Raw genomic sequence first — 17,743 nt, forward strand, 5'->3', positions numbered from 1 at the left:
CCATGTCAGATCTGAAAATATTAATTGTGGAAGATGATGCCGGTTTACGCGAAGCCTTAATCGATACACTGAGTTTGGCCAACTATCAGGTGCTCAGTGCCGCCAGTGCCGAAGAAGCCTTGCTGCTATTAAAAAAACAAAGTGTGCAGCTGGTGATCAGTGACGTGCAAATGGGCTCGGTATCCGGTTTAACCTTGTTAAAAACCTTACGCGAACAATATCCGCAATTACCCGTACTGATGATGACGGCCTATGCCACTGTGCAAGATGCGGTTGAGGCTATTCGTTTAGGGGCGATTGATTATTTATCGAAACCGTTTTCACCTGAGGTGCTGGTCAGTACGGTAGCGCGTTATGTGGTCGCTGAGCCAACAGACAGCTTTACGCCGATTGCCGCGGCCGAGCAGAGCAAAGCCTTGTTACAATTGGCCGAGCGGGTGGCGCATTCTGAAGCCAGTGTGATGATCTTAGGCCCCAGTGGCTCGGGAAAAGAAGTGCTGGCACGGTATATTCATCAACAATCAGCCCGTGCAGCTGAGCCTTTTATCGCCATTAATTGCGCAGCGATCCCTGATAATATGTTGGAATCTACCCTATTTGGTTACGAAAAGGGTGCGTTTACCGGCGCGGTGGCGGCGTGTCCGGGTAAATTTGAACAAGCACAAGGCGGTACCATCCTGCTGGATGAAATTACTGAAATGCCGATGAATTTGCAGGTTAAACTCTTACGAGTGCTACAAGAGCGCGAAGTAGAGCGGTTGGGCAGTCGTAAGACTATTAAGTTGGATGTGCGCATTTTAGCCACCAGTAATCGAGAGCTTGCTCAAGCGGTAGCCGATGGCCTGTTTCGTGAAGATTTGTATTATCGTTTAAATGTCTTTCCGTTAAGTTGGCCTGCATTAGCCCAGCGCCCGGAAGATATTGTGCCATTGGCGGAGCATTTATTGCGCCGGCATTGCCATAAACAACAACGGCCAACCTGCCAGTTGAGTAAAGCGGCTAAGCAGCGTTTAACCCAGCACAGCTGGCCAGGGAATGTGCGCGAGCTCGATAATGTGATCCAGCGTGCTTTAATTTTACAAGGCGGTATTGAGATTGCGGCGGCTGATATTTTATTAGAAGTGCCGGGTTCACTTGGGCAAAGTGCCGTGCCACGCGTGCAAGGTCTTAGTGCGACCATGGCAGATAGCACTGATTTTAAAACTGAAATTCATGAGCAAGAGCATAAGCTTATTCTCGCCACGCTACAGGCTTGTGCTTTTAAACGCAAAGACGTAGCAGAAAAACTCGGTATCAGTGATCGCACTTTGCGTTACAAATTAGCGCGGATGCGCGAGTCAGGTATTGATATTCCGGCTTAAGCTAGCCTCATACGTCATTTCACTACAAAGCCTTACGCTGCTTGGCAACGAATGCCGATGCTGCGTAAGGCTATCTTGTTATAACCCCTGTTTTCCCTGTGTTTGGCGAGTTGGCACAACTTCTGCTTAGTCTGTTATATCCTCGTAAATAACAAAATTTTGACAGGCAGCATTATGGAAATTAAAGGTCAGGCGTTATATGCCCAAATGCAAAGCATGGCAACCCAAGCACGTGCTTTGCCCTTCGAAGCCGATCCAAGCATGGCGGTGCAGCCGACAAACAGCAGCCAGTCAGATTTTTCTACCTTGTTTAAAAACGCGCTAGGCAGTGTTAATGAATTACAGCAACAAGCTGGTGCAATGCGAAATGCCGTTGAATTGGGCGATCCAAAGGTGTCATTGGCGCAAGCCATGATTGCATCACAAAAATCCTCTTTGGCTTTCGAAGCGACCGTGCAAGTTCGTAATAAAGTGGTCGAAGCCTATAAAGAAATTATGTCGATGCCGGTCTAATTAGACAGACAGCGCAAGCAGGAGAAGTATGGTGGCAGATAATCAATCGACAGAACTGGCGTTAACCAACACCGATTTTAGTAATGACAATCAAGCGCAAAACAAGGCGGGCTTTTTAAGTTCCCTGGGTGGAAGTGGTGATTTGCTAAGACAGGTGACGTTGATCGTGGCGTTAACCATTTGTTTGGGTATTGCCATCTTGATTATCCTGTGGGCTAAAACCCCTGAAATGCGGCCACTAGGCACTTACAACACGCAGGAGCTTATCCAAACGCTCGATCATTTAGACGCGCAAAAAGTGAAATACAAATTAGAAGGTAACGTTATTTTAGTGCCTGAAGATTCTTTACAAGATGTGCGCTTAGGTTTGTCTCGTGCAGGTTTAAACCAAGAACCGTCATTGGGTACCGAGTTTTTATTACAAGACAGCGGTTTTGGGGTGAGTCAACGTTTAGAAATGGAACGGCTAAAACACAGCCGTGAGCAACAGCTAGCGAGAACTATTGAAGAGCTTCAAAGTATTGCCAGAGCTCGGGTACTACTGGCTATTCCTAAAGAAAACGTGTTTGCTCGACAACAATCCTTACCCTCCGCCACGGTCTTAGTCACTGCACGTGGCGGCCGAGTGATCCGCGATAGTGAAGTTGATGCGATTGTCGATTTAGTTGCCTCAGCCGTACAAAGTTTAGAGCCAAGTCGTGTCACCGTTACCGATCAAAATGGCCGTTTACTAAATAGCGGTTCTCAAAGTGGCAGTTCAGCCCGCAATCGTCGTGAATTAGAAATGCAACGTAGTCGTGAAGATGAGTATCGTCAGAAAGTTGATTCCATCTTATTACCGGTACTGGGCATGGGAAATTATACTGCGCAAGTTGATTTAATGATGGACTTTACCGCTGTTGAGCAAACCCAAAAACGCTATAACCCAGATTTACCAGCAATTCGTAGCGAAATGGTGATAGAAGAAAACAGCGTTGGCGGCGGCAGTGGCGGTATTCCTGGCGCATTGTCCAATCAACCGCCTATGCCTTCGGCAATTCCTGAACAAGCTACTGGGGGCAGTTCACAAGCGGTGATCCCGGGGCGCAATAGTCGTGAGTCTACCCGTAACTTTGAGCTTGATACTACAATTAGCCATACCACTCAGCAAAGTGGTGTTATACGTCGCTTAAGTGTGTCGGTTGCGGTCGATTATAAACAAGGCGTCCCTCAAGACGACGGCACCCTTGGCCCCGCCACTCCGATGGCGCAAGCAGAATTAGAGAATATTCGCCGTTTATTACAAGGTGGCGTTGGCTTTGATGTTCAGCGCGGTGATACTATTGAAGTGATTTCGGTACCTTTCGTTCGTGAACAAGTCGAAGCATTAACTGATGTGCCGATTTATGAACAAGATTGGTTCTTGCAAGTCGTTAAGTTGGTGATGGGTGGTTTGGTTATCATTGTGCTGCTACTCTTTATTGTACTGCCAATGCTGAAGAAACTCATGAACCCAACTGAAACCGTTGATACTTATGATGAACAAGCTATGACAAATGGTTTAGATCTGGGTAATGATGACGATATAGCTGTGGCACAATTTGATGAGAAGTCAGTCGGATTTGCCCCAGATGGCACCCTGATGTTACCCGATTTACATGGTGACGAAGATTTATTAAGAGCGGTGCGTGCCTTAGTGGCAAACGAACCAGAGCTGTCCTCATTGGTAGTTAAGAATTGGTTATCTGAAGATGAATGAGAAAAAAGAAGTTAAAATCTTTGATGTCAATAAGTTAGATGGTGTAGAAAAGGCCGCTATCTTATTACTGAGTTTGTCAGAAGAAGACGCCGCGCAAATTCTTAAGCATTTAGAGCCGAAGCAGGTTCAGAGGGTTGGTATGGCGATGGCGCAAACTACTGATTTGAACCAAGCTAAGATTTCAGCGGTACATCGGCGTTTTATCGAACAGATTCAGAATTTCAGCACCATTGGTTTCCAAAGCGAAGAGTTTATCAAGCGAGCATTAACGGCGGCGTTAGGTGAAGAGAAAGCAGCAAACCTGATTGACCAAATTGTTCTTGGTGGAGGGGCCCGCGGCCTCGACTCGTTAAAATGGATGGATTCAAAGCAGGTTGCCAATATTATTCGCAACGAGCACCCGCAAATTCAAACTATCGTTTTATCTTATTTAGAGCCGGAGCAATCGGCCGAAATCTTATCGCAGTTTTCAGAAAAAGTGCGATTAGACTTAACCATGCGCATTGCAAATCTTGAAGAAGTTCAACCCGCTGCGTTGCAAGAGTTGAATGAGATTATGGAGAAACAATTTGCCGGTCAAGCAGGTGCACAAACCGCGAAAATGGGCGGCTTAAAAGCAGCGGCCGATATCTTGAACTACCTAGATACCAACTTAGAAGGTCAGCTGATGGATTCTATCCGTGAGCATGACGAAGAAATGGCGCAACAAATTCAAGATCTGATGTTTGTGTTTGAAAACCTGATTGACGTTGATGATCGTGGTATCCAAGCCATTCTGCGTGAAGTACAACAAGATGTATTAATGAGAGCCTTAAAAGGCACCGATGAGAATCTGAAAGAGAAAATCTTGAAGAACATGTCGAAACGTGCCGCTGAATTATTACAAGACGATCTAGAAGCGATGGGCCCAGTTCGGGTAAGTGAAGTTGAAACCGCGCAAAAAGAGATTTTATCGGTGGCACGACGCTTGTCTGATGCCGGTGAAATTATGTTAGGCGGCGGCGGTGGCGAAGAATTCGTTTAAGCGCGAGGGCTAGATGAGTAAAGATGCGTTTCGATATAAAAAACCTTTTTCGCCTGACGAAGAGGTTTCCGATCTGCTGCAAACTTGGGATACCCCCGATATGACGGCAGATACCGAAATGCTGCCAGGGCATACTAATGCACTGAATTTAAGACGCCCAAGCCCAACAACTACCTCTGACCCAGCCGAGGAAGAAGAAAGCTTTAAACCGCTCACTGCGGCCGACATGGAGCAACTGCGCCAATCGGCTTATGATGAAGGCTTTGCCGAGGGTAAAGACGAAGGCTTTAGTAAAGGGTACAACGAAGGCCGTGAACAAGGGCAACAAGATGGCTTAACGCAAGGTTTGGCTGAAGGCAAAAAACAAGGCCTAGCGGCGGCGCAGCCCGATATCGATGAAAAATTGGCGCAACTAACGGCGTTAATCGAACAATTACAGCAACCGCTGGCCGATTTAAATCAGCAAGTTGAGCAGGCATTAACCGAGTTAGCTTTAGCAATGGCCAAAGTAGTGATCGGCGTTGAAGTCAAAACCAATCCTCAGGTGATTCTGCAAGCCTTGCAAGAAGCCACTGCGGCCTTACCGATGCAAGCGGGTCAACTGCTGATTAAACTGCATCCAGATGATTTAGCCATTATCCGCGAACATTATTCTGCAGATGATTTACAGCAACGCCAATGGCAATTACGTGCTGAGCCATTGGTAGAACAAGGCGGTTGCTTGGTAGAAGCCGAAAAATCCAGTGTCGACAGAAGTTTGACGCAACGTCTACAAAGCAGCTTGGAACACTTCCTGCATCAGTCCTCTCCAGAGTAAACCGCTTTTTATCTGACAATGCTGCTTATGCAGCACAACACAGGGGTTTTATGACTGAACCTGTCAGCTTGCTTAACCGTGTTAAGCAGCAACATCAGTATATACATCAGAGCCGGCCGATGGTTTCTGGCCGCTTAGTGCGTGTAGTTGGCTTAACGCTGGAAGCCGTGGGCTGCAGCGCGGCTATTGGCCAAGCCTGTTTAGTCGACAGTGCTCGCGGCCAAATTATGGCGGAAGTGGTGGGTTTTGCCCAAGAGCGCGTGTTTTTAATGCCGCAAGATGATATTGACGGCGTGGTGCCGGGCGCTCGGGTCACGCCGCTGTTGCAGCACAAAGGTGTGCCGCTCAGCATGGCATTGCTGGGGCGGGTAATTGATGGTGTAGGCCAACCGCTGGATGGCAAAGGGCCAATTACAGCAACACACTATGCTACAGGTAAAGGTAAACCGATAAATCCGCTACATCGGCGGCCAATTAAACAGCCGCTAGATGTCGGGATCCGCTCTATTAACGCCATTTTAACCGTTGGTAAGGGGCAGCGTATGGGCTTATTTGCCGGCTCTGGCGTTGGTAAAAGTGTGCTGCTGGGCATGATGACGCGCGGCACGGCTGCGGATGTCATTGTGGTGGGCTTAGTAGGTGAGCGGGGACGCGAAGTAAAGGAATTTATCGATGAAATTTTAGGTGACGAGGGTAAGAAACGCTCTGTCGTAGTTGCCGCACCGGCCGATGTGTCACCGTTAATGCGTTTAAAAGGCTGTGAAACGGCGGTGCAAGTTGCCGAGTATTTTCGTGATCAAGGCCTTGATGTATTACTGCTGATTGACTCTATTACACGTTATGCCCAAGCGCAGCGCGAAATTGCCCTGGCCGTTGGTGAGCCACCCGCCACGAAGGGCTATCCACCCTCGGTGTTCGCCAAATTACCGGCGCTGGTTGAACGTGCAGGTAATGGCTCGGGCAATCAAGGCTCAATAACCGCTTTTTATACCGTGCTATCAGAGGGTGATGATTTACAAGATCCGATCGCCGATGCGTCACGTGCGATTTTAGATGGCCACATTGTGCTGTCGCGCAGTCTTGCCGATGCCGGGCACTTCCCGGCAATTGATATTGAAAAATCGATCAGTCGAGTCATGCCCGCGGTAACCAGCGAGCAACACCAGTTGATGGCGCGCAGTATTAAGCAGTTATATGCCAGTTATCAGCAAAGCAAAGATTTAATTGCCATAGGCGCTTATGTACGAGGCAGTGATCCGCAGTTAGATTTGGCCATCAACATGTTGCCGCGCATCAATACCTTTTTACAGCAAGGCATGAAAGAAATTGTGCAATATGATGAGTGTCTGACGCTGCTTAGTCAGTTGGCTCCCCAACCGAAGCGAGCTAACTAATGGCCAATGAACGTTTAACGTTGTTAATTAAAGTACAAAAAGAGCGTGAGGAAACCTTGCAGGCGCAATTTGTACGAGCACAGCAAGCGTTTGTGCAGGCTGAGCAAAAATATCAAGGCTTAGCCGATTATCGCACTGAATATATTCAGCAAAGCTTGCAGCAAGGCAGTGCCGGCCTCGGTGGTCGCCAATATAATCAGTATGTAAGTTTTATCAGTAAGTTAGATCAGGCATTAACTCAGCAAGGTCGGGTAGTACAGCAAAATCGTAACGCGGCAGAGCAGCGGCGGCAAACTTGGTTAAAAATGCAAACCAAGCGTAAAGCTTTAGAGATCTTGGTAGAACAAGCTCGACAAAAAGAATTTCAACTAGCAGAAAAACAACAACAAAAACTGGCCGATGAATACGCGGCGCAACGTTTTTATCAACGTACTAAACAGACAGAGCAGTACTAAACCATTACAAATAGTTAAAAGTGGCGCGGTTTTTGTATGGTATTTGCATATAAATAGGCTTACACAGCAGCTTAGATGCAGGCGGAGTAACAGATGACTCAAGGCTTACAGTTTTCCCTAATGTTTAACGGCTTAGACAGCACGCCCTCTGGCGAGCAGGCTGCACCTGGGCAATTTAATGACCCGGCTAGTACGCAGCAAGCCGGCGTGTTTCAACAATTGCTGCAAGATAAGCAACAAAAGAGTACTGCAGGGCAAAATGTTGCCGCTAATTCGCGCCAAGCTGACAAAGCTCAAGCGACTTCTGTAGAAAGCAGCGAGTCCACAAAGCCTAGCATTACTAAGCCTGCTGTAACGACAGCCGATAATCGTGCAGTTGTTGCTGAGCCGAAAATGGTAACCGATCCCATGCTATTGGATAGCGTTGACGCATTAAGCGAACTCGCCCCTGATTTAGATATTGCCGAGCAGTGGTTGGGGTTAATTAAACAATCTACGGATACCAGTACACAGTTGCGTTACCGAGCGCAGGTGGCCGCTGAGTTTTTTCAAATTCAACCCAAACCAGATTTTCAAACGGTCGGGCCTGTACCCTTACCCGAAGATAGCCTTTTTAGCGAAGTAGATGCGCAGTTTTTTAGTTTAGACATGCCTGCTGGCGATGTTGAATTAAACACTTTTACTGCGGCACAATTGGCCGCGAGTATGCTACCCAAAGAGGCACTAACTGCTGAACAGCAAGCGTCAAATGCAGCAGCAACCGATGTAATAGACACCAATGCAGCCGTATTAGCTAAGCTCTCGTCAAGCGACGAGCAAAAGGCCACAGCGCTTGGTCATGATAGCGCGAAATCGGCATTGAGTAATGCCTCAGCGGCAGCAACTACCGTGAGTGATGAAGCGCTTACTCAAGCTCAGCAGGATGAGCAAGCGCAAGCTGCGGCATTGTTAGCCTTAAAGCAAAAAACCAGTGCCACACAATTTACGCTAAATGACAGCCCAGTAACTGATCGCCTGACACCGATTATCCCGATAACGGATGATGCGGCGCTGACCGAGGTTATTGACTCAAACTTAGGTGATGTTGCGCCAGAGAAAGCGGCCGATAAAGCCGCAGCGCTGGCGTCGTTAGAGCCTTTAGCAGTAAAGGCAGAGACCAAATCGGTGCTGGATGAGCAAACGGTTAAAGTGTTAACGGCAAAACAACAAAATGAACAAAGTTTACAAACCGCTGAGCTTAGCTCAGTTGACCTTAAGCTAGAAAACTCGCGCATTATGTTGCCAGAGCAAGCGGTTACTATTAAGTCAGGCATTACATTACCCGAGCAAGCGGTTGCTATTAAGTCAGCGGCCAGTAATCAATCTGAAACCGGCGCTTTAAATAAGATGGCTAGTCAGAGCAACCCGGTCAACACCATAGCGAGTCAATCCGTCAGTTCACTGGCTGCTGCAGCTCAGCAAAATGACAGTAACGCCGACATTTTGACCGCTGAAGCGGAGCAAACCGAGCAGGCGTTAGCCGATTTAGAGGCACAAATGGCCGCCAGTAACAGCCTAAATAGCAAAAACAGTCAGGTAGAGACGCCGCAGACGATCGTCTCAGCAGTAAATTCTACCGCGATACCTTCAAGCGATCAGAGCGCAGCAACCGCGGCTATGCAAAGTGCGCCGATACAACCTGTTTCGCTAAATACTGTGACGGAAGAACAAGCTGAGCCTATTATTGTCACTGCGCCGACAGCCGAGCTGACTAAAGTGCCTACAGCCAGTGTCGAGACCGCCGCAAACACCAAGTTAAACACCCTTGAGAATGTGGCCAAAAATGCCACCAACAGCGAGCAACAACATGAGCAATCGGGCCAGCAACGCCAAGATGCTCGTCAGTTTGCCGCGGTAAACCTAGAAGTGAGTTTGGCGCAGCAAGCGAATAACGTGCCAGTCGCCAGTAGCAGCTCACCGACAGCAAGTGAATTAGCTAATAATATGCTGCGCGCTGAGGGTTTCGCTGGCGCTTTAGAACAACAAACGCGCGCTCATCAAAGCAAAGCCCCTGTAGCAACCTTACCCACCAGTATGCAGCAGTTACAATTACAGCAAGATGCGGCCGGCCAGTTACGGGAACGCGTGCAAATTATGGTAAGGCAAAATATTCAGGTGGCGGATATTCGTTTAGATCCCGCCGAATTGGGGCAAATGCAAATTCGCGTTAACTTACAGCAAGAACAAGCTTCGGTGCAGTTTATAGTGCAACAAGCCCATGCTAAAGAGCTATTAGAGCAACAAATGCCGAGATTACGTGAATTATTGCAACAACAGGGCATTCAATTAGGCGAAGGTCAGGTGCAACAGCAATCGCGACAAGACCGGCAATCTGCTGATTCTGGCTCGCAGCAAGGCCAGGGCCAAGGTTCGGCGCTGTTTGATGATATTGATGGTCCAGTGCAAGAGCGCAGTGTCGAGGTGCAACATAGTGAGCGTATCGTCGATTACTATGCCTAAGCAGACTGAGATGGTTTAGCCGTTTGGCGGCTGAAAGTAAGTCGATTTCACAGTTATCACGGCTTTTCGTTTACAACAGCCGTGACAGGTGAGCATAATACCAGTAATTTAGTCAGTTTTTTGACGGCAAAGGGAGCCATACAGAATGGCAGATAATGAGTTAGAGATTGTTGATCAGGGAGCCAAAAAGAAAAAGCTTATGATGCTGATTGCGCTCGTGGTGGTATTAGCGGGTGCCGGTGGCGGTTATTTTTTCTTTATGGGTTCAGATACACCCGCTGCCAGTACTGAAGTGACTGAAGAAGGTGGTGGAACTGCTGCCGACGGTACATCGGTGGTGCAGGGCACGGCGCTTTATGTGCAATTGCCGCGGCCATTTGTATTTAATGTAGCCGGTTTATCGCGAGATCGCTTAGTGCAAATCCGGGTGCAATTGATGGTGCGAGGCGAAGCAAATCAAGCGCTGGCGCTGAAGAATATTCCGTTAATTGAAAGCGCCTTATTAGCCACCTTTAGTGCTGCGAATGCTGACGAGTTAATTTCAGCTACAGGCAAAGAAGAATTAAAGAACAAAGCGTTAATTGATTTACAAAACGCCATGCTGGATGTGGTGGGTTCTGTGGTGATAGCCGAAGTGCTATTTACCGGTTTTGTTATGCAATAAGAGTGAGCAACCGTGTCCGATTTATTGTCCCAAGATGAAATTGATGCGCTATTACATGGTGTCGATGACGTAGAAGAAGAAGATATCGAAGGGATTGAAGCCACAGAAGGGCGTCAATCTATTCAATTCGACTTCTCTTCGCAGGATCGTATCGTCCGTGGTCGGATGCCTACGCTTGAGATGGTAAACGAGCGTTTTGCTCGGCACATGCGCATTAGCTTGTTTAATATGATGCGCCGCACTGCCGAAGTATCGATTAACGGCGTGCAAATGATTAAATTCGGCGAATATGTGCACACACTATTTGTGCCAACCAGTTTAAACATGGTGCGTTTCCGTCCTTTAAAAGGTACGGGCCTGATTACCATGGAAGCAAGGCTAGTATTTATCTTGGTAGATAACTTCTTTGGTGGTGATGGCCGCTATCATGCCAAAATTGAAGGGCGTGAATTTACGCCTACCGAGCGTCGTATCATTCAGATGTTATTAAAACTCATTTTCGAAGATTATAAAGAAGCCTGGGCGCCAGTAATGGATGTGTCGTTTGAATATCTGGACTCGGAAGTGAACCCCGCCATGGCGAATATCGTCAGCCCCACTGAAGTCGTGGTGGTCAGCTCATTTCATATTGAATTAGATGGCGGCGGCGGTGATTTCCACGTTGCTCTGCCTTATTCAATGCTAGAACCGATACGCGAGTTGTTAGATGCCGGTGTGCAAAGCGATAAAGAAGACACCGATTTACGCTGGTCTAGAGCCTTGCGTGATGAAATTATGGACGTCAAAGTCGATCTCAGCACCAAAATGCTGGAAGTTGACTTAACGCTGCGGCAAATCATGGAATTAAAAGCGGGCGATATTATTCCGGTCGAAATGCCAGAGCATATTACCGTGCTGGTAGAAGATTTACCGACGTATCGTGCGAAGTTGGGGCGTTCTCGCGATAATGTCGCCTTGAAGATTTCCGAGAAGATTAAGCGACCTGAATCGGTTAAGTCTGAGCTACAAGTGTTCACCAAAGGTGGCCGTCGCTTAGACAATGATGCAGATATTTCAGAATTAGAGGCCGATTTATATATCGGTGAGCGGGAAAGAAGGTAACAACGATGGCTGAAGATCAAGACACAATGGACGAATGGGCAGCAGCGATGGCTGAGGCTGAAGGTGGTGATGCAAAAAAGGTCGATCTTGAAGAATTAAAAGACGATAAGGGCAATTCGCTAGATAAGCGTAAGCTCGATACTATTTTAGATATTCCCGTGACTATTTCGATGGAAGTAGGCCGCGCTAAAATCAGTATTCGTAATTTGCTGCAACTGAACCAAGGTTCGGTGGTGGAGCTCGAACGGATCGCCGGTGAGCCTTTAGATGTATTAGTCAATGGTACCCTGATTGCGCATGGTGAAGTCGTGGTGGTTAACGACAAATTTGGTATCCGATTAACGGATGTGATTAGCCAAATTGAGCGGATTAAGAAGTTACGTTAATGCGCAATAGTAGCTTATTTTTCGCCTTAACCTGTTGCCTGTGGCTGCCGCTGCAGGCATTAGCTACTGCGCTGCCTGAAACAGACTCGCTGCAGCAGAGCACTGCCGCTGCGGTTGAGCCTGCGGTCAATAAGCCAGAGCTAGCTGAGCCGGTACCCGCTGAAGTAGTCACGGACGAGTCTAACCCCTTAGTAAAAGACACCAGCGCGCCATTAGCAGCACCAGCGGCTGACAATAACACAGCAAGCGATCGTACAGCTCGGCTGAAAGCGGCCGAGAATAATAGTGCAGCAACACCCAGCTCGATGACCTTGATGAAAATCGTCATTTCTCTGGCGCTGGTGGTTGTTTTAGTGATTGGTTTGGGGTGGTTGTTTAAAAAACTGTCGTTACGCCTGCCAGGTACTAAACATATTAAAGTCATTTCATCTCTGCCATTAGGGCAGCGTGAACGTATCTTAGTTATTGAAATGCAAGGCAAACAACGTGTTGTTGGCGTGACGCCACATAACATTAATTTGCTGTTTGAATTAGAAAATCCGCTTCCCGAAGAAAAGTTGGCATCAGACTTTCATACACAGTTGCAATCATTCCTGAAAAAATAGATTTTTCCATGTTGCGATTGTTGTTTCTGTTGTTGTTAGCTCTGCTAAGTCCTGATCTGTTGGCCGATAATGGCAGTTTATCGGCACTGACTGTGACGACCAATTCTGATGGTTCACAATCTTACAGTGTCACGCTGCAAGTACTGGCCATCATGACCGCGCTCAGCTTTGTGCCGGCGATGGTGATCATGATGACCAGTTTTACTCGGATCATCGTGGTGCTGGCCATCCTGCGCCAAGCTATCGGTTTACAGCAAACTCCGTCTAACCAAGTACTTATTGGCATCACGCTGTTTTTAACGTTTTTTATCATGGCGCCGGTGTTTAAAAACATCAATGAGCAAGCCATCCAACCTTACCTTGCTGAAACCCTGGATCCGATGCAGGCACTTGATGCGGCCATTGTGCCTTTAAAAGCCTTTATGCTGCATCAAACGCGGGTTAAAGACTTGGATACCTTTGCGCAGATTGCGGGCTTAGATGTGGCTGTACAGCCGCAAGATTATCCGATGACTATTGTTATCCCGGCTTTTGTCACCAGCGAATTAAAAACGGCGTTTCAAATAGGCTTTATGTTGTTTATCCCGTTCTTGATTATCGACCTTGTGGTAGCCAGCGTCTTGATGGCCATGGGTATGATGATGTTGTCACCTATGATTATTTCCTTACCCTTTAAGTTAATGATGTTTGTGCTGGTCGATGGCTGGATTTTAGTGATGGGCACCTTGGCCACCAGTTATGGAGTCGGCACATGAGTCCAGAGATCTTTGTTGATGTGTTGCGTGATTCATTATTTATCGTGATCTTACTGGTCAGCGCCATTATTTTGCCATCATTGTTTGTCGGTTTAATTGTGGCAATCTTTCAAGCGGCGACCTCGATTAACGAACAAACGTTAAGCTTTTTACCGCGTTTAATTGTCACTTTATTAGCGCTGATGTTCGGCGGGCATTGGTTGGTTCGGGTGATCATGGAATATACCGTCGACTTATATCAAAGCATTCCAACGGTAGTTGGCTAATGGAAATTTTGATGGCAACGCTGTTACAGGCTATTGCTGATTTTCTGCTGCCGCTGTGTCGAGTGACCGGTATGTTGATGATTATGGCTGGCTTGGGCGTGCGCACTATCCCTACGCGGATCAAAACCGGTTTAGTGGTGATGATCACGCTAGTGATGATGCCAATGTTGCCAAAGACGGTTTACCCAGAGTTGATTTCTTTTGCCATGGTTTTAGAAGTGCTGTTGCAAATTACCATTGGCTTTGCCCTTGGTTTTATTTCGTTGATGTTTATTAATACCTTTGTGTTGGCAGGGCAATTACTGGCAGCGCAAACCGGTTTAGCCTTCGCATCAATGGCCGATCCGGCGAGCGGCATGACGGTTCCGGCTATCGGTCAGTTTTATCTGATTTTAGCCACCTTGTTGTTTTTTGTGTTCGATGGTCATTTGATTATGATCCAGATGCTAGTGTTTAGTTTCGATTCTCTGCCGATTAACGGTCAATGGTGGGATGTGACGCACTACTGGACCATAGTTGAGTTTGGCGGTTGGATGTTTGCCACTTCGCTAGCAATTGCCTTAGCACCGATTGTCGCTATGTTGATGGTCAATTTATCGTTTGGCATCATGACCCGAGCTGCACCGCAGTTGAATATCTTCTCGATTGGTTTCCCTGTAACCATGCTGTCAGGCTTGCTGATTTTATGGTTAACACTCGATACCTTTTTATTCCATTACGATAAACAGTGGCAGCATGTAATTGATTACAGCTGTCGACTGATTAGTTGCTAGGAGGCTGGCATGGCAGAAGATTCCGGCGCAGAAAAAACCGAACAGCCCACGCCCAAGAAGCTGCAAGACGCAGCAGAAAAGGGCCAGATAGCCCGCTCAAAAGACCTTGGCACGGCTTTTGTGCTTATTGGCAGCGCCGCAGCTTTATTGGTGTTTGGCAAGATGTTAGCCATGGCCGTGCTGACGATTGGTCAGCGCATGTTACGGTTGGATGAAAAAGATATTTTTGAGACAAATTCCATGTTCACTGCCTGGGGGGATGCGGGTGGCGAGCTTATTATGCCCTTAATCGGCATATTTTCTCTGATCCTTATTGCCGCATTTTTAGGTAATACCCTCTTAGGTGGCTTTAACTTTAGCTGGCAAGCCGCAGGCCCTAAAGCCAGTAAAATGGACCCGATGAAAGGTTTAGTGCGCATGTTCGGTCTACAAGCTTTGGTCGAGCTGGGTAAAAGCTTTTTAAAAGTGGCAGTAGTGGTGGGTGTGGCCTTTTTTCTGTTAAAGCTGTTTTTTATGGATATCATGGCGCTGTCGTTAATGAGCGAACCGAATAATATTGAATCAGCGTTATATTTCTTAGGATGGTTGTTTTTAGGGCTTTGTGCTAGTACTTCGTTAATTGCTATCGTCGATGCCCCTTATCAAAAGTGGAATCATGTGCGGCAGTTAAAAATGTCGCTACAAGAAATTAAAGACGAGCATAAAAACTCGGAGGGTAGCCCAGAGATCAAGGCGCGGATACGTCGCACGCAAATGCAGATGTCAATGAAACGGATGATGCAGCAAGTCCCCACAGCGGATGTGATCGTCACGAACCCAACGCATTATGCGGTGGCGTTAAAGTATGATCAAGGCAAGTTCCGCGCACCGGTGGTGGTGGCCAAGGGCGTCGATGATATCGCCATGCATATTCGAAAAATTGCCAATGGCCATAAAATCCCGGTGATTGAATCACCGGCGCTAGCCCGTTCGATTTATTACACGACTAAACTTGATCATCCGATCCCCGAACAATTATTCGCGGCCGTGGCGCAAGTGCTCGCTTATGTTTTCCAATTACGCCTGTATCGTAAAGGCAAGGGCAGTCGGCCGAAAAATCTCGCGAAAGAGCTACCCATCCCTGATGAATTTAAACACTAGCCACGAATGAGCGCCGCGTGCCGATAAAGTGTCGGCACGGTTTTATCGCTCATTTAGCTGCTTTTCAATAACCTCACCTGATACTGGAACGTTTATTGCTTTAGCCTGTTGTTCCGTCATTAAATTGTCAGGTTATCCATGCAGTTGAGCCAGCTTTACAGTAAATTTGATCGATCCCAACTTCAACACCTTAAGGGTGTCGGTACGCCAGTCTTAATTTTGGCGGCATTGGCTATGGTGGTATTACCGTTGCCACCTTTTATGCTGGATGTCTTATTCTCTTTTAATATCGCGCTGGCGCTGGTGGTGTTGCTGGTCACCATCTATACCAAACGGCCGTTAGATTTCGGTATTTTTCCCAGTGTGATCTTGATTGCGACCATCCTACGTTTGGCACTTAATGTGGCCAGTACCCGTGTCGTGTTGCTGGAAGGTCATAATGGCGGCGATGCGGCCGGTAAAGTCATTGAAGCCTTCGGCTCGGTCGTGATCGGTGGTAACTATGCCGTGGGTATCGTGGTCTTCCTGATCCTAATTATCATCAACTTTGTGGTGGTGACTAAAGGTGCCGGTCGTATCGCAGAAGTGTCTGCACGTTTTACCTTAGATGCGATGCCTGGTAAGCAAATGGCTATTGATGCCGATTTAAATGCCGGTTTAATTACCCAAGAAGAGGCCAAGGCACGCCGCGAAGATGTGACTAACGAAGCCGACTTTTATGGCTCGATGGACGGTGCCAGTAAATTCGTAAAAGGCGATGCTATCGCCGGTATCGTTATTTTGGTGATCAACCTGATTGGTGGCTTGTTTATCGGCATGATGCAGCACGATCTGAGTTTTGGCGATGCGATGGAAATTTATACTTTGCTGACCATTGGTGATGGCTTGGTTGCGCAGATCCCGGGTTTATTATTATCGATTGGTACTGCCATTATCGTCACCCGCCAAAACAAAGAAGGCGATCTGGGCAAGCAAATGACCAGTCAGTTGGGTGATAACACCCATGTGTTGTTTGTCGCCGCTGGCGTGATGACATTAATGGGCGTTGTGCCCGGCATGCCACACTTTTCATTCTTATCCCTAGCAGCGTTATTGGGCGGCGTAGCTTGGTATATCAAAAAACTGGCCAACGAAAAAGCGACAGCCTTGCAACCGCGCACAGCTACGGCTGGCCAACCTAAGCCTGAATCACAAACTGTGAAAGAGATCGGTTGGGACGATGTGCATGGCGTTGATACCATTGGTTTAGAAGTGGGTTATCGTTTGATCCCGCTTGTGGATAAAGCCCAGGGCGGCGAGTTGTTAAATCGGATTAAAGGCGTACGTAAAAAGTTATCACAAGAGTTGGGCTTTTTGGTACCGCCAGTCCATATTCGCGACAACCTTGATTTAGAGCCGAACAGCTACCGGGTGGCCCTGATGGGCGTAACCAATGGTGAGGGGGAATTACGCCACGATAATGAGTTAGCCATTAACCCTGGCCAAGTGTTTGGTACGGTAAAAGGTATTGCCACCAAAGATCCGGCATTTGGCTTGGATGCGGTGTGGATCAGTAAAGATCAGCGTGAACATGCTCAAACACTAGGTTATACCGTGGTCGATGCGGCCACCGTTGTTGCCACGCATCTTAGCCAAATTTTAACGAATCATGCCGCCAGTTTATTAGGCCATGAGGAAGTTCAAAATTTGTTAGATATGCTGGCCAAGCACTCACCTAAGCTAGTGGAAGGCTTAGTCCCTGAAACACTGCCACTGACAACCGTAGTAAAAGTGCTGCAAAACTTATTACACGAGGGTGTGCCAATTCGTGATATGCGCACAATTGTACAAACTTTGGTGGAATATGGCGCGAAAAGTCAGGATGTTGATGTGTTAACTGCGGCTTGTCGTATTGCTTTACGTCGGCTTATTGTGCAAGAGGTGGTGGGCAGTAAACCTGAGATCCCGGTGATTACTTTTGCGCCTGAGCTTGAACAAATGTTGCATCAATCCATGCAGGCTGCGGGTAACGATGGCGCAGGTATTGAACCCGGGTTAGCCGATCGCATTCAGCAGTCATTACAAGAAGCGCATCAAAACCAAGAGTTGACCGGTGAAAGTGCCATTATGCTGACGTCAGGAATTTTACGCTCAGTCATGGCACGATTCGTGAAATACACTATCCCAGGACTACGAGTGTTGTCATATCAAGAGATCCCCGATGACAAACAAATTCGAATCGTTAGTGTAATCGGTCAGCAGAATTAGGAGTA

Annotated in this window: 17 protein-coding genes; all 17 read left to right on the top strand. The window is 47.4% G+C overall.

Annotation, left to right across the window (positions count from 1 at the left end; all coding sequences use genetic code 11):
* The first annotated feature begins 2 nt into the window (after positions 1-2).
* The 17 genes from ORJ01_RS11025 to flhA all read left to right on the top strand — a co-directional run bounded on the left by ORJ01_RS11025 (position 3) and on the right by flhA (position 17,738).
* Positions 3-1,361: a sigma-54 dependent transcriptional regulator gene (locus tag ORJ01_RS11025; protein WP_306178076.1), complete on the top strand. Its 1,359-nt coding sequence runs from the start codon at positions 3-5 to the stop codon at positions 1,359-1,361.
* Between the two features lie 174 nt (positions 1,362-1,535).
* A complete protein-coding gene (gene fliE, locus ORJ01_RS11030; protein ID WP_306178077.1) occupies positions 1,536-1,874 on the top strand; it encodes a flagellar hook-basal body complex protein FliE in 339 nt (112 codons plus the stop codon).
* 28 nt (positions 1,875-1,902) lie between these two features.
* Entirely contained in the window at positions 1,903-3,612 is a 1,710-nt protein-coding gene (fliF, locus tag ORJ01_RS11035; RefSeq protein WP_306178078.1) for a flagellar basal-body MS-ring/collar protein FliF, read from the top strand.
* Positions 3,605-4,636 carry a flagellar motor switch protein FliG gene (fliG, locus tag ORJ01_RS11040; RefSeq protein ID WP_371930731.1) on the top strand — a complete coding sequence of 344 codons (1,032 nt, stop codon included), beginning with the start codon at positions 3,605-3,607 and terminating at the stop codon, positions 4,634-4,636. Before fliF ends, fliG begins: the two co-directional genes overlap by 8 nt.
* A gap of 13 nt (positions 4,637-4,649) precedes the next feature.
* Entirely contained in the window at positions 4,650-5,453 is an 804-nt protein-coding gene (fliH, locus tag ORJ01_RS11045) for a flagellar assembly protein FliH (protein WP_306178079.1), read from the top strand.
* Positions 5,454-5,503: 50 nt separating this feature from the next.
* Complete coding sequence (gene fliI, locus ORJ01_RS11050) at positions 5,504-6,847, top strand: flagellar protein export ATPase FliI (protein WP_306178080.1); 1,344 nt, start codon at positions 5,504-5,506, stop codon at positions 6,845-6,847.
* Entirely contained in the window at positions 6,847-7,302 is a 456-nt protein-coding gene (fliJ, locus tag ORJ01_RS11055; RefSeq protein WP_236129265.1) for a flagellar export protein FliJ, read from the top strand. Before fliI ends, fliJ begins: the two co-directional genes overlap by 1 nt.
* A 93-nt stretch (positions 7,303-7,395) precedes the next feature.
* Positions 7,396-9,801, top strand: a complete 2,406-nt coding sequence (locus ORJ01_RS11060; protein WP_306178081.1) for a flagellar hook-length control protein FliK — start codon at positions 7,396-7,398, stop codon at positions 9,799-9,801.
* A gap of 145 nt (positions 9,802-9,946) precedes the next feature.
* Positions 9,947-10,465, top strand: coding sequence for a flagellar basal body-associated protein FliL (fliL, locus tag ORJ01_RS11065; RefSeq protein ID WP_226751831.1), 519 nt, complete (start codon positions 9,947-9,949; stop codon positions 10,463-10,465).
* A gap of 12 nt (positions 10,466-10,477) precedes the next feature.
* Positions 10,478-11,566, top strand: a complete 1,089-nt coding sequence (gene fliM / locus ORJ01_RS11070; protein WP_306178082.1) for a flagellar motor switch protein FliM — start codon at positions 10,478-10,480, stop codon at positions 11,564-11,566.
* A gap of 5 nt (positions 11,567-11,571) precedes the next feature.
* The gene (fliN, locus tag ORJ01_RS11075; RefSeq protein WP_226751832.1) at positions 11,572-11,952 is read left to right on the top strand and encodes a flagellar motor switch protein FliN; all 381 of its coding nucleotides are present in this window, start codon (positions 11,572-11,574) and stop codon (positions 11,950-11,952) included.
* A complete protein-coding gene (fliO, locus tag ORJ01_RS11080) occupies positions 11,952-12,557 on the top strand; it encodes a flagellar biosynthetic protein FliO (protein WP_306178083.1) in 606 nt (201 codons plus the stop codon). The genes fliN and fliO overlap by 1 nt, the downstream gene beginning before the upstream one ends.
* A gap of 8 nt (positions 12,558-12,565) precedes the next feature.
* A complete protein-coding gene (fliP, locus tag ORJ01_RS11085) occupies positions 12,566-13,312 on the top strand; it encodes a flagellar type III secretion system pore protein FliP (protein WP_226751834.1) in 747 nt (248 codons plus the stop codon).
* Positions 13,309-13,578 (top strand): flagellar biosynthesis protein FliQ, encoded by a 270-nt coding sequence (gene fliQ / locus ORJ01_RS11090; protein ID WP_226751835.1) that lies wholly within the window; start codon positions 13,309-13,311, stop codon positions 13,576-13,578. Before fliP ends, fliQ begins: the two co-directional genes overlap by 4 nt.
* The gene (fliR, locus tag ORJ01_RS11095; RefSeq protein WP_306178084.1) at positions 13,578-14,351 is read left to right on the top strand and encodes a flagellar biosynthetic protein FliR; all 774 of its coding nucleotides are present in this window, start codon (positions 13,578-13,580) and stop codon (positions 14,349-14,351) included. Before fliQ ends, fliR begins: the two co-directional genes overlap by 1 nt.
* A 9-nt stretch (positions 14,352-14,360) precedes the next feature.
* Positions 14,361-15,491, top strand: coding sequence for a flagellar biosynthesis protein FlhB (flhB, locus tag ORJ01_RS11100; protein ID WP_306178085.1), 1,131 nt, complete (start codon positions 14,361-14,363; stop codon positions 15,489-15,491).
* A 138-nt stretch (positions 15,492-15,629) separates the two neighbouring features.
* Complete coding sequence (gene flhA / locus ORJ01_RS11105) at positions 15,630-17,738, top strand: flagellar biosynthesis protein FlhA (RefSeq protein WP_306178086.1); 2,109 nt, start codon at positions 15,630-15,632, stop codon at positions 17,736-17,738.
* The last annotated feature ends 5 nt before the right edge of the window (positions 17,739-17,743 follow it).

The sequence above is a fragment of the Alishewanella sp. SMS8 genome, assembly GCF_030737935.1.
In the GTDB taxonomy this organism is placed as follows: Bacteria; Pseudomonadota; Gammaproteobacteria; order Enterobacterales; family Alteromonadaceae; genus Alishewanella; species Alishewanella maricola.